This is a genomic window from Haladaptatus sp., from assembly GCF_049589095.1.
Classification (GTDB): domain Archaea; phylum Halobacteriota; class Halobacteria; order Halobacteriales; family Haladaptataceae; genus Haladaptatus.
Genome location: NZ_JBAWAC010000219.1, coordinates 1 through 12,852, shown reverse-complemented (window position 1 = coordinate 12,852; position 12,852 = coordinate 1). Strand labels below are relative to the sequence as shown.

At 60.5% G+C, this 12,852-nt stretch carries 12 protein-coding genes, 1 tRNA gene and 1 pseudogene; 4 read left to right on the top strand and 10 right to left on the bottom strand.

The features are described from left to right. Both WBV42_RS07180 and WBV42_RS07175 read left to right on the top strand, forming a co-directional pair. A pseudogene (locus tag WBV42_RS07180) lies at window positions 1-206 on the top strand (enoyl-CoA hydratase/isomerase family protein); the annotation flags it as partial. A 198-nt stretch (window positions 207-404) separates the two neighbouring features. Beyond that, entirely contained in the window at window positions 405-662 is a 258-nt protein-coding gene (locus WBV42_RS07175; protein WP_423985420.1) for a hypothetical protein, read from the top strand. A gap of 93 nt (window positions 663-755) precedes the next feature. Here the strand turns inward: WBV42_RS07175 and WBV42_RS07170 are convergent, their stop codons facing one another. Beyond that, entirely contained in the window at window positions 756-1,550 is a 795-nt protein-coding gene (locus WBV42_RS07170; protein WP_423985419.1) for an NAD+ synthase, read from the bottom strand. A gap of 265 nt (window positions 1,551-1,815) precedes the next feature. Here WBV42_RS07170 and WBV42_RS07165 point away from each other — a divergent pair. Next, window positions 1,816-1,886: transfer RNA gene (locus WBV42_RS07165), tRNA-Gly, on the top strand. A gap of 30 nt (window positions 1,887-1,916) precedes the next feature. On the opposite strand, the gene WBV42_RS07160 is transcribed toward WBV42_RS07165, so the two are convergent. From WBV42_RS07160 to WBV42_RS07140, 5 genes are all read right to left on the bottom strand, one after another. Next, entirely contained in the window at window positions 1,917-2,612 is a 696-nt protein-coding gene (locus tag WBV42_RS07160; RefSeq protein WP_423985418.1) for a hypothetical protein, read from the bottom strand. Between the two features lie 68 nt (window positions 2,613-2,680). After that, window positions 2,681-2,965, bottom strand: coding sequence for a DUF7577 domain-containing protein (locus WBV42_RS07155; protein ID WP_066142397.1), 285 nt, complete (start codon window positions 2,963-2,965; stop codon window positions 2,681-2,683). A 153-nt stretch (window positions 2,966-3,118) separates the two neighbouring features. Further along, the gene (locus WBV42_RS07150) at window positions 3,119-4,201 is read right to left on the bottom strand and encodes a PQQ-dependent sugar dehydrogenase (protein ID WP_423985417.1); all 1,083 of its coding nucleotides are present in this window, start codon (window positions 4,199-4,201) and stop codon (window positions 3,119-3,121) included. Window positions 4,202-4,240: 39 nt separating this feature from the next. Then, entirely contained in the window at window positions 4,241-5,140 is a 900-nt protein-coding gene (locus WBV42_RS07145; RefSeq protein WP_423985416.1) for an acyltransferase, read from the bottom strand. Window positions 5,141-5,780: 640 nt separating this feature from the next. Beyond that, entirely contained in the window at window positions 5,781-7,259 is a 1,479-nt protein-coding gene (locus WBV42_RS07140) for a heme-binding protein (protein ID WP_423985415.1), read from the bottom strand. 136 nt (window positions 7,260-7,395) lie between these two features. Here WBV42_RS07140 and WBV42_RS07135 point away from each other — a divergent pair, with 136 nt between their 5' ends. After that, the gene (locus WBV42_RS07135) at window positions 7,396-7,911 is read left to right on the top strand and encodes a PadR family transcriptional regulator (protein WP_423985414.1); all 516 of its coding nucleotides are present in this window, start codon (window positions 7,396-7,398) and stop codon (window positions 7,909-7,911) included. A gap of 38 nt (window positions 7,912-7,949) precedes the next feature. On the opposite strand, the gene WBV42_RS07130 is transcribed toward WBV42_RS07135, so the two are convergent. The 4 genes from WBV42_RS07130 to pyrH form a co-directional block, all read right to left on the bottom strand. After that, on the bottom strand, window positions 7,950-9,752 hold the full coding sequence (locus WBV42_RS07130) for a site-2 protease family protein (protein ID WP_423985413.1): 1,803 nt from the start codon (window positions 9,750-9,752) through the stop codon (window positions 7,950-7,952). A 91-nt stretch (window positions 9,753-9,843) separates the two neighbouring features. Continuing rightward, window positions 9,844-10,152 carry a hypothetical protein gene (locus WBV42_RS07125; RefSeq protein WP_423985412.1) on the bottom strand — a complete coding sequence of 103 codons (309 nt, stop codon included), beginning with the start codon at window positions 10,150-10,152 and terminating at the stop codon, window positions 9,844-9,846. Between the two features lie 145 nt (window positions 10,153-10,297). Further along, window positions 10,298-11,953: a lysine--tRNA ligase gene (gene lysS / locus WBV42_RS07120; protein WP_423985411.1), complete on the bottom strand. Its 1,656-nt coding sequence runs from the start codon at window positions 11,951-11,953 to the stop codon at window positions 10,298-10,300. Beyond that, window positions 11,950-12,669 carry a UMP kinase gene (gene pyrH, locus WBV42_RS07115; protein ID WP_066140864.1) on the bottom strand — a complete coding sequence of 240 codons (720 nt, stop codon included), beginning with the start codon at window positions 12,667-12,669 and terminating at the stop codon, window positions 11,950-11,952. The genes lysS and pyrH overlap by 4 nt, the downstream gene beginning before the upstream one ends. Window positions 12,670-12,852: the final 183 nt, after the last annotated feature.

Here is a 12,852-nt window from a genome sequence, read left to right as displayed (position 1 = left end):
ACCGGATGGGGCTCGTTTCACGCCTCACGGAAACGCCGCGCGCCGTCGCCGACGAACTCGCGGAGAACGTCCCGGCGGCGCTTTCGGTCGTCAAGGAACGAGTCCGCGATGGATCATCGACCGACATCCAACTGGCGAGCGAGGCGGAAGCGTTCGGCGAACTAGTCGCCGCGAACGCCGATAGCATCGCGGAAGAGCGGGAGTAGGAGCGAGAAGATAACGGAAATCGGTCGATTTAGCCTCGTAGTCGCTGAAGTGGACATCCTCGGGAGTGAACTCCAAAACAGTGGCCCATCGTCGGCTCAGAGTGAGTAACAAGTGGGAGGTATCGCCGCACCGGCGTACTAAGATACAGAGGAGAACTCTTAGAAATCTATATTATCGTTGCTGTTGTAGTAGTAACTATGAATTCAGTTGTTCAGTCACTCAAAAAGCCCTACACTCGGAACGTTCTCGAAGTCATTGGTGCGTCGCTCCTCGCGCTAATCGTGATTGGTCCACTCATCTATGCAGCCCTTGGAAAGCTCATCAGCTTTGGGCTTGACCTCTTTGGGGTCGCCCGGCCGCTGCCGCTTCTTTGGATGAATGTGGTTTTCATCAGCTCCATTTTCATTACTATCTGGGCAGTCTTCAAGCTCGTTGAAATCTACTACCAACGATAACACTCGTATTCTTGCCGCCGTACTTCTACGGAGATATTTGGAACCACTACTTTCTCTCTCGTACTTCTGAGAATCGCTCGGACTCGCTCGGGATTACAACGGTTCGGGGGACTGCGGCACGGCGCGTTTGTGCTCGCTTTGTTCGTACATCTCATTGATTCGTTGCACGTCTTCGGCCGACGCGCCGTCCACCTGCCGCGCCGTCGCCGACGCGGACAGCGGCCCGTCGACGTGGAGCGTCAGAATCGCGTCCAGCGTGTCGTAATCGATGCCCAACTCTTCCTCGTCGGTCTGGCCCGCCCACAGCCCCGCCGTCGCTTCCTTTTCGGCGAGACGCTCGGGAACGCCGACGTGGACGGCGAGCTGTCGAACCTGTTGTTTGTAGAGGTTGCCGATGGGGTGACAGTCCACCGCGCCGTCGCCGTACTTCGTGAAGTAGCCGACGAGCGCCTCGGTGCGGTTGCCAGTGCCGAGGACGACCGATCCCTCGTGATTGGCGACGAGGTAGTTCATCACCGCACGAGTCCGGGCGCGGGCGTTGCCCACCGCCATGTGGTCATCCTCCGCTTCCGAGTAGGCGTCCAGGAACGTGTCCACGATTGGGTTGATTTCGAACACGTCGTAGGTGATTTCAAGGTCCGACGCCACCCACTCCGCGTCGCTCATGTTGTCCTCTCGACTCACCGCGCCGGGCATGACGAGTCCGTGGACGTTCTCGGTTCCCAGTGCTTCCACGGCGAGGTACGCCGTCAGCGTGCTGTCGATACCACCGGAGAGGCCGAGAACCGCCGAATCCGTCCCCGCGTCGGCCACCGTCTCGCGAATGAACGACACGATGTGATCGCGGTGTGCGTCGAGTTCTTCCGTCGAGAGTTCGAGATCGATCATGTACGCCTGTAGGAACGCTGATGACTAAAACCTCCCCTCTTCGTCGTATTTCTGGACGAACGTCCGAAACGCTACGTTGAAGTGAACACGGAATGAAGTGGCTGGTACAGAACTTCGCTCTCGTCTGAACCTATTTTGGGTTCGAGTGCACCGGTGGTGCGCGATCCAACGGATCACGCACGACGTTGGATTTCATCCAACGGTAGTGAGCAAATCCGAAGGATTTGTGAGTCACGGTGCGCGGGACGAACGAAGTGAGGACCGTGCACCGGTGGTCTAGTGGCAGGACATAAGCTTCCCAAGCTTATAGCCCGGGTTCAACTCCCGGTCGGTGCATTCTGCGAGGAACGAACGTGACGAGCGGGGTCACTCCCCGAATTCCGAAATTTCCCGAATCCCGTCCCCATCGAACTTCATCGGCCTGCGCCACCACGGTCCCTTCCCCGAGTCGCTGGACAGTTCGGTGACGACGTGGTTCGCTTTCGACCCTTTCTCGGGGCTACTCAACGGAACCGCCGTTTCGTACAATCCCGATTCGTCCTCCTCTCCTTCCACCAGCACTTCCGCGTCGAATTCCTCCCGTTTGAGGTGGGCGTTGTTCTCGAAAACTCGCTGTTCTTTCGAATCCAATCCCGCGAACTCCGACCCCGCAATCGGGTCGCGTGCCAGTCGGAACTGGCCGATGATGTACGCGCCCCATCTCGGTGAAATCCACTCGCGTGTCGGCTCCCCGACGGTCGAGAGCGTGGCGTAGAAGAAGACGTAATCGCCGTGGTCCAGTTCCAACAGCGGTCTCGCTTTCACGCCGAACGGGTCGCCGTAGGTGTAGCGCTCACAGCACGGGTACTCCGCGAATTCGGGGTCAAGGTGAACGGGCAGGGTTTCGGCTCCGTCCGGCAGTTCGACCGACGGGTCGAGGTCCGCGTAGATCGGTACCGATCGGTTCGTCGGTTCGGATTCGGGAATCGGGAGATATTCGAACCGCCCGTCCGGAAAGATCGGGCCGCGAACGCCGGGCTGGTTGGTGTTGGCGGCGACGTTGATGGCGACGGCACGGGGCATAGCTCACGCTGGGGACGGGAACGGGAAAAGCGTAGCTACCCCCCTTTGGTAGCTACCCCCTTCGACAGCTACCACACGCCGAGTGGGCCGACGCACTCGCGGCAAAACGTGTATCCGACGCCGTTTTCGGTCCCACAGTGTGGGCACACGCGCATGTCGGAGTTCGTCTCCGCCTCGCTAAACTCTTCGAGGATACGTTCCCGTCGGATGTCATCGGGTACGTGCCCATCCGACCCGGACGGCGTCGATGCGAGCAGCGCCGCATCGTCGTCGCTCCGAAGATATCGGTAGATAAGCAACTGTAGCCCGACGAACAGAACGACGTACAGGACTATCCACCCCCAAACGTTCATGGAACACCATGACATACGCTCCCATGATACTTGGTAGCTTCGTACGACAGGATTCATAACTGTCAGCACGGCAGATGGACATGAGGACGGCACAGACGGACGATGCGAAGGTATGGGAGCGACACTCGCCCCAAACGGACGAAGACGAAAGGACTACGCGGGCTTGAATTTGAGTATCCGGTCGTCCTGCGGTGCGGGGCCTTCCGCACGTCCGTCCCGATTGCTCGTCGTCGCGTAGAGATGCCCGTCCGGGCCGGTGAACGTCGTCCGAAGGCGGCCGTACTCGTTGACGAGCAGGCGTTCCTGCTCGACGACGTTCTCCCCGTCGAGTCGCACCTGGTGGAGATGTGTTCCGACGAGCGCGCCGAAGAAGAAGTCGCCGCTCCACTGCGAAATCGGTCCGTCGTAAAAGGCCGCTCCGCCCGGCGCGATTGTGGGCGTGTACGTCGCGATCGGATCGGTATACTGTTCGTTCTCGCTCTTCCCGGTAACGTCGGGCCACCCGTAGTTCTTCCCCGCTTCGAGGACGTTGATCTCGTCGTTTTCGTCCGGTCCGTGTTCCGTACTGAATAGGGTCCCGTCGTTGAACGCCAATCCTTCCGGGTTTCGGTGCCCGTAGGTGAACACTTCGTTATCGAACGGGTTGTCGGGATGCGGCTTTCCGTCCAGCGTCAGTCTGAGGACTTTCCCGGCCAACGAATCCGTGTCCTGTGCCTGTTTCCCGTTCCCCGCATCGCCGGTAGTTACGAACAGCGCGTCGTCGTGAATCAGCAGTCGCCCGCCGTCGTGGTTGGACGCCGCCGGAATCCCGTCGAGGATGACCGACTCCCGTTCGAATCCATCGCTGACGCGATGTCGGACGACGCGGTTTTGCAGGTCACCACCCTTCTCGTAGGTTTGATAGGTGTAGGCCAAATCCTCGTTTTTCGGGTGGAAGGTCAATCCGAGCAACCCCCCTTCGCCGACGCTTGCGATGCGATCAGTCACGTCGGCGATGATTTCGTTTTTGTTCTTTCGAATCCGGCGAATCCGTCCCGGTCGCTCGGTGAAATAGAGATTGCCGTTGGGGGCGAAATCGGCACCCCACGGAACTTCGAGGTTCATCGCAACCGTCTCGACGCGCACGCCGGGTTCCCCCTTGGCCGTCGTCCGATGGGAACTGCCAGGGGAGTCCGTACACCCGGCAAATCCGGTAATGCCGAGCGCGATCGATCGAAGGTACGTACGACGTCGCATGCTCTCCACCACGGATTGACAGGAGAAAAACGGTCCGGGTTACTCCGACGAACGGGGGGTACGCCGGAACTCGTCGAACTGTTCGAGGTCGTCGGGTAGTTCGTCGTCGATACGGCGTGATTCCTTCTCCGTCGATGGACCGTCGTCCAACGGAGCGGCCTCGTCCTCGTAGCCGGGCTTGATCTTGATGCTCTTCGCCGGCATGCCGACGGCGATATGATGGGCTGGCACGTCACTCTGGACGACCGCCCGCGCACCGACCACGGAGTCCTCGCCGATTTTTACGCCCGCGCGCACCATCGCGTCGTAGGTCACCCGTGCATCGTCCCCGATGACGGTGTGGAAGTTCGTCACGTCCGTCTGGTCGATGATGTCGTGATCGTGGCTGTAGATGTGTACGCCGTCGCTGATGGAACAGCGGTTTCCGATGGTCAACTTGCCGCGGTCATCGAGGTGAACATCGTCGTGAATGACCGTGTTGTCGCCGACCGTGATGTTGTGGCCGTAGGTCATCGTGACGCCCTTGAAGATACGAAGATTGTCGCCTGCATCCGCGAAGAGGTGGTTCGCCATCATCTGGCGGAATCGAAGGGCGAACTCGACGTTGTCCGCCATCGGTGTCGCGTCGAACTGCCGCCAGAGCCACTGGAGGTGTTTCGACCGACGGAACTTCTCCTCGTCCTTCTCGGCGTAGTATTCGCTCTCGAGCGTGGAGTTACACGGGTCATAGCTCTGGAGCCGGACGCGCTCGGCGTTCGACACCGGCTCGCCGCTCTGCCACGCTTCGTAGGCGTCGCGGTCACCGTGCAGGTCGATGAGCACCTCCTTTACGACCTGGCACGTATCCTCGTCGCTTGCGAGTCGCTCGTCTACTTCATCGATAAACCCGCGTACGCCCGCTTCCGCGGACTCGGGGAGGGTAACGTGTCGCTTTGTCATAGCTTATTTCACTCTCGATTTTCTTATAGGTTAGTAACTCTTCCGTAGGCAAGGGGGTTTTGGTTGCGGCGGCGAGTGCCCGCTCTTGGAATCGTGGATTCTTGAATCAAGTTTGGATGACGGCAGCACATTCTTTGTGTCTAACATTACATTCCTGCCGAGTTGTTTCTTGCTTTCTCGTGATTGCGGCAACCGGGAGACAACTATTGAAAACCCCCATCCACTCGCTACGAATTGATGAGTTTGGTTCGGTTGTGATTGCAACAACCGAGCCGCATGAAGACCGCACCCGCACCGCCACTACCTCCACGGCGCGCGACGGACGAGTGATCGAAGTTCCCGTGAGCGTTAGCGAACGGGAGCACGGAAGAGCGAAGCTCTTCCGGAGGGAGCGAGGAGGTTGGGGAGGACGAGGTGCGGGACGGTTGCGGTACGGGTGCGGTCTTCATTGCCGCTCGGCAGTTGTTGTCTCAGAAACAGCAGACCCATCTCGTAGTGAGTGGGCGGGGGCTTTCTGGGCCTTCCTCGAAGTCGCTACTCTCCCATTTCGACCAAACATCTCCCTTCGTAGCGAGCGTGAACGAGGTCACCTGTCGTAGTAATCAGAGAAAAATCAATTCTATCGTTCCTCGTCGCCGTCTTACGCCAGGAAAACGTGTCGCGGTCGGTCCGCCAGGATGTCCCGGCCCCAACTCACCGTGTCCCGGAAGGCGTCGCTGCGGAAGAAGTCCATGGCGTCGTCCTTCGAGCGCCACTGGCTGGAGATGAACATGTCGTTCTCGTCCTCGTGGTTGGCCAGCAGTTCGGAGTCGAAGTGGCCCTCCATGTCGGCGAGCGCGTCGCCGACCGCTCCGAACTTCTCGACGAAGTCCTCGCGGTGTTCGGGCTTGACGGTGTAGAACATCCCCATCGTGCCGAAGCCGCTCTCCTCACCCGCACGGGCGACGATTCCAGGCAAGTCCGAGAGGAAGCCACCCGCCGTCTCGGCCGCGCTCTGGGTGTCCCAGATACTCACGACGGCCGCCCGCTCGTCGCCCTCGTACACCGCCGTTTTGACGTGCGTGTCGTAGTGGTCGAAGCTCTCCCGGAGTCCAGTGACCTCCTCGAACAGTTCGTCCGCGTCGGCCTCGGAGTACAGGACGATGGAGTACACGTCCTCGCCGTGTGGCTGTCCGGCGTAGATGCCGAGGTCTTCGAGTTCGCCGCGAATTCCTTCGGCTTCTTCTTCGCCGGTTCCGTGTGGGCTATCGGCCTCGCTGGTTTCCCCGTGGTCACTCTCGCCGTGTGCGTGGGCGCTCCCGTGGTGGCTTTCGCCGTGCGGGTGTGCGTCCTCCGGCGTCGGGATCTCCTCGCCCGCCATGAGCGCGGGGAGGTCTTCCGGCGGGAAGCGCCGCCCGAAGGAGAACTCGCCGAACTCCGCGAAGCGGGAACTCGCCTCGTCGAAGCGCATCTCGTAGAGGATGTCCTTGATGTGGGTCGGGTCGTTGCTGAACAGGTCCACGCCCCACTCGTAGTCCTCCATCCCGATACTGCCGGTGATGATCTGGGTGACCTTCCCGGCGTAGGTCTTCCCGATTTCGCCGTGGCTCGCCATCATGTCTGCGCGCTCGTCGTACGGCGTGTCGTACCAGTTGGCCTCCGGCAGGCGGAGTTTGCTCATCGGGTAGAAACAGACGAATTCGGCGTCCGGAACGTCGGGGTAGAGTTTGCTCGCCACGTAGCGAGCCATGCCAGTGTCCTCGATGTCCTCCGGGTCTTTCACCATCTCGTCGGAGGTGTAACTGCCGACTTCGGTGACGGACATGTAGGAGTCGGTCCGCTCGGTGAAGTCCGCAAACTCGGTCCGCTCGAAGGCGCGCTCGGCCGTGTCGAGCGCGTTCACCGTCGGGCGGAAGTGGAGTATCAGCAGGTCGGCTTCGTGACCCATGACGCTGAAAACGGCCGAGGAACCGTCCTCGGCGTCGGTCACGTCCTCGTGTGCGCTCAGGAATTCGACACCGTCGGCCAGCGCAGCGTCGCGGGTCCGCTCCGGCGCGTCTCGCCACGCATCCCAGTCGATGGTTCGGAAGTCGTGAAGCGCATACCACCCCTCGCGGGTCGGCGGTACTTTTCTCGGCATATGTGGAGGTTGGGAACGACCGGACAAGGAACTTTTGAGTTTCACCTGTGTTCAGTCCACCCCTCAGTTTAGGTTACGCCGGCCGGTGTCGCCCCGACCGAAAGCCTTTCAAAATCTGGACTTAAATCCCCATCCGATGCGGAAAAGTGGCCCGCCGAAAGGCCTGATATCGTACCTCGTGCTCGAACTTCTGGACGAAAAACCACGGTACGGGTACGAGATACTGAAAGAGATACGCGAGATAAGTGGCGGCCACTGGGAACCGTCCTACGGGTCGGTGTACCCCATCCTTTATAAATTCGAGGACAAGGGATGGACCGAACGGATCGAGCGTGAGGACGAACCGGACCGGAAATATTTCAAGCTGACCGACGCGGGACGCGAGGAACTCGAAGAGAAACGGGTAGAGAGCGGCACGAAAGCTCACGAGTTTGCGGACGTGATCCTCGGGTTCTACCACGTCTACGTCTCCTTCGCCACCGACGAGCGCTTCGAAGTCGAGAGCCCGGACGGCGAATGGCGGTTCAACGAGACCTTCAGCGCGTGGATCGTCGAGCAGATAATTCGCCACCACGAACGCGACTTCGGCGACTTCGAACGTATTCCCGACACGCCCGAGGAGTTCAAAGAACGGATGGGACTCGACGAGTGACGATCGGTTAGCAGTCGAAAAATTATTTTCTTCGCGCTTCAGGACAGCAGGCGCGGCCCGAACACCATTAGCAGAAGGCTCACCAGCATGACCAACCCGACGGTCGTCGTTATCATCGTGGTGACCTGCCGACCTTGATCGGTCGGGAGCCTGGAGACGATGGCCTCGGCACCCATGCGGAGGATGTGCCCCCCGTCGAGCGGGAACGCGGGGATACAGTTGAAGAAGCCGAGATTGAGGTTTATCCATCCCGTCCAGAACAGCACGTTGGCCAACAGGAAGACACCGCCGCCGAAGGACGACAGCGGACCCTGCACGGCGTAGAAGTTGCTGTTCCATCCGACGAAGCCCGCGAAGTTGTAGCCGACCGGCATCGAAAGGCTGGCGAACGGGAGCAACAGCGTTCCGACGATGCCGAACAGGAACGTCGTCACCGGGCCACCCGAACCGCCGCCGAACATGGAGATGAACTGTCCACCCATGAGGTCGTGGAAGACCCCTGCCGGGTAGAGTTGTGTTCCGAAGCTACTCGTCGAAATACCGGACACGCCCGGCGAGACGAGGATGCCGACGATGGCCTTTCCGTCGCCGTTGTCCTTGAGCGTCACGTCGTAGGTGTGCCGAGTGTACCTGCCACTATCGTTCACGTAGGCTTCGACGGTCGCCGTCTGCCCGACGTTGTACCCGCCGAGCGTCGAACTCAAGTCGGTACTGTTGGTGATACGCTCCCCGTCCATAGCCGTGATGACGACGGTATCGCCGGTTTTCAGGTTCGTCTGTTTGCTGAGGGGACCGTCTTGGAGGGTCGAAAGTCCGCCGATGGGACCGCTCACTTTCGACCCGTTCAAGGTCATCGTGGCGACCTTCTTCCCGCCGAGTTCCCGGTCCAACGCTTTTTCGGTGTAGACGGACGTGCCGTTGGCTTTGGAGATGCTCTCACCTTTGTCGACCCCCGATGCGAACGGGGAGGCCTGTGCAACACCCGTAATGAGTAGGGAGCGTCGAATGGTCGTTTGGTGCTCCTTTCCGTCCCGGTTCACCGTCACGTCCACCGACCGACCCTGGACGTCCGCGAGTTTGCCGTGTAGGTCACCGTTGCTCGTCACGTCCGTGCCGTTGACGGCGACGATACGATCCCCGCGCTGGATGTTCGCGTTGTCCGCCGCGGACCCCGGGAACACACCACCGACTGCCGCGCCCGACGCGACTGAAATCGCTCCCATCACGGGACCGAACAGCAGCAAGAATGCGATGACTGTGATGGCGAAATTGTTCGTCACACCGGCGGCGAACATCCGGCTTTGGCTCCCCCTGTCGGCGTCTCTCCTGCTTTCCTCGTCGGGTTCGACAAACGCCCCGACCGGAAGGAATGCAAGGAGTGCCAACCCCATCGATCGGATTTCGATGTCCTCGACGCGGCAGAAGATGCCGTGGCCGCCCTCGTGGACGACCAATCCGATGAGCAGGCCGAACAGTATTTCGGGAGCGACCGAGAGGGGCAGGAACTGGTTGACTCCCGGAATGACGAGCACGTTCCGCGGTTGCGTCACTGCCGTCGGTTCGGGTGGGTTCTGAACGACGATGATCGCTTGAACGACGAGCAGGAGGAACGTCCCGACCATCACGACGAGTGCGATTCCTAGACCGAAGTTCCCCCACGCCCGCCAGAACCGTTTCGGTCGCGCGAGTCGTTCGATGAGTTCCTTTCCTTTCTGCGTGTGGAGGGTTAAAACCGGCCCCTGAGTGCCAATATAAGAGGGGAGTAGACCTCTGTCTCGTAGTCCGATGAGGGCCACCCAATAGATGAACAGGCCGACGAGGACCCAGACGAACGTATTCATTGACGGAACGAAGGACCGCGGCGCTCAAAGGCGTTTGGGAACGGACGTGAAAAAAGTGCGGAACGTCGGGCGAAGTCGGTAACTACGGAACTTATTCCGCAGTCTGCCAGTCTTCCTCGAAGTCCTCGACATCGTCTCCCTTGCCGGCCCGCTTCTGCTGGAGTTTGCGGGCGGCGGCGAGTCCGGCGGCGGTACCGCCGAGGACTGCTGCACGACGGACGAAGGTTCGCGCTTTTCCGCGTCCCTTCGTCTCCTCGACTTCCGTCTCCTCGATTTCCGCTTTGGACGCTTCCGTCTCCGTTTCTGTCTCCGGTTCCTCGGTCGTCTCGACTTCGGATTCTTTGACGAGTTCGGTTCGCTTCAACGCTGGCTTCTCTAGATTTAGTTCTATCAGGGCCATGGTAATATATCGGTTTAGTCGTTGACGTGATTAGTCGCCATTCCGACTGTACATCCTTCCGTACTACTGGGAAGTACTTTGTTATGTCCTTGCTAGAAGGACGCAGTTGGGAACTACTTGCCAATCGACTTAACTCTGTTGGCGTTTACCCTTCCCGCCGCAAACGGCAGAGTACGAACTCCTCGTCCAAGTTCGAGAGGAACGGGCCGAGTTTCGGTCCCTGCTCCTCGCCGAAGAACAACCCGTATCCGGTGCTGAAGAAATCGCCGATGTCGATATCGTGGCGTTTCGCCGTTTCGTAGATCTCGCCCTGCACTTCCTCGCCGTCGTGGCCCTCCTCGATGAAGTCGGCGAGTTCAGCGAGCGCGGCGTCCGTTTCGGTGTCGATATCCACGTCCGGCATTTCGGTCCGTTTCAGGTCGTAATCGTACTCGTTCCCCGTGCGTCGCGCCCACGCCTGTGCGCGTTCGACGCGTGCGAGCGCATCTTCGACCGCCCAGTCGGGCGCGTCGTCGGAGATGTGGCCTTCACGCCGCGCAATCTCCTCGCGGAGTTCGGGGTCGTCCGTCATACCCAAAATGGCGGCGAAGGTGTACGGAATCCGAATCCGTTCCTGCCGCGGTTCGGCGACGACCATCGGGTACACCCGTTCGGCGAGCGCCTGCTCGCGTTCGTCGGCGTCCTCCTCGCCGAAGTAGATCCGTTCGAAGCGGTCGAACTCGTCCACGAGCAGATCGAGACGGTCGATATCGAAGTCCCGCGCCTTACTCGGGTCCTTAGTGAAGAAGTAACGCAACACCTCGGGTTCGAGCAGTTCCAGCACTTCCGCGACGAGCACGATGTTCCCCTCCGAGGAGGAAAACGGCTTGCCGTTGAGCGTGAACCACTCGTAGGTCATCGGCACCGGCGGTTCGAACTCCATCACGTTCCGGGCGATGTCCTCACCGCTCGGCCACGACCCTTCTGCGTGGTCCTTGCCGAACGGTTCGAAGTCCACGCCGAGCGTCTTCCACTGGGCGGGCCACTCGAAGCGCCACGGGAGTTTCCCCTCGCGGAGGGTCGCCGTCCCTTCGTGACCACAACCGTCGATGACGTTGTCGCCCGCCTTCAGGTCCGTACAGACGTATTCGACGGTTCCCGCATCGACGTCGAAGTCGGTGACCGTCTCGGTCACCTTTCCGCACTCCTCGCAGATGGGGTTGAACGGGATGTATTCGCCGTCCACCTTGTCCTGATACTCCGCGAGCACCTCGCGAGCGTTCTCCGAATTTTCGAGAAGTTCGCGGGTCACGTCCTCCAGTTCGCCGGATTTGTACATCTCGGTGTTCGACACCACGTCGATGGGAACGTCCAACAGGTCCGCGCTCTGCTGGATGAGGTTCGAGAAGTGCTCCCCGTAGGAGTCACAGCAGTCGAACGGGTCCGGGATGTCCGTGTACGGTTTGCCGAGGTTCCGTCCGAGTGCCCCCGCGTTCACATCACCAAGTTCCACGATGTTGCCGTCCAAATCGGCCAGTTTTCGGGGGAGCTTTCGAAGCGGGTCGCGGTCGTCCGCGGTGAAGACCTGTCGAACCTCGTGACCCCTGTCGCGGAGGACTTCGGCGACGAAGTAGCCGCGCATGATCTCGTTGACGTTGCCGAGGTGTGGAACGCCGGACGGCGATATTCCGCCCTTGATGACGATGGGATCGTCGGGGTCCCGCGCCTCGATTCGGTCGGCAACTTCGTCGGCCCAGAATGCGTGGTGGTTTTCCGACGCCGATTCGTCCCGCTCGTCCATCGGTGCCGTTCCCGCGCTCATTCTTGTACCCAGTAGGTCATCTCGTCGTCCGCGCCCTCGGGAATGATGTCGGTTCCAGTGTGTTTCCCGTCGAGGACGGCGTCCGCGATGCGTTGCGGTTCCGTTCCGTCCAGGACGATGGTTCTGACGCCCGAGCGTCCGATGAGTTTCGCGGCCACGAAGTCCACGGGTGCGGAGCTACCCGCCGTCATTTCGAGGTCGGTGACGATGTCCACGAGTTCGCTCGCCGAGAGTTCGTCGTACTTCGTCGCGTCTTCCACTTCGTTGGGATCATCGCTGTACACGCCGTTCACGCTCGTCGCATAGACGAGCAGGTCGGCGTTGGTGTACTCGGCCAGTGCCGCGCTCACGGCGTCCGTCGTCTGGCCGGGCATCACGCCACCCATGACGGCGATGTCGCCGCGGTGCATCGCGGTTCCCGCTTCTTCGTAGGTTTCTGCCGGACTCGGGGCGGCGCGTTCGCCGAGCGCCGCGATGAGCAGTCGGGCGTTCAACCGCGTCACGTCGATACCGATATCGTCCAGTTCGATTTCGTTCGCGCCGAGGTTCCGTGCGGTACCGATGTAGTCGCGGGCGACGCCACCGCCGCCGACGACCGCACCGATTTCACATCCCTCCGTTGCGAGCGATTCGATGACTTCGGCGTGTCCGCGCACTCGCTGGGATTCCAGATCAGGAGCGAGCACACTACCGCCGATAGAAACGACCACCTTCATACTACAGCCGACTTACCCGGACGCGGCCTTAAGCGTTCTCAACTTCCGACCGAAGGCTAAAAGCGCCTCGCCCCCTGCAATACGTCCATGTACGTAGTGGGAGTCTCCGGCGAGGGTGCGGAGACCGTCGCCGACCGACTCACCGATCGGTTCGGGGAATCGGGCACGGTTGGAACCGTTCGT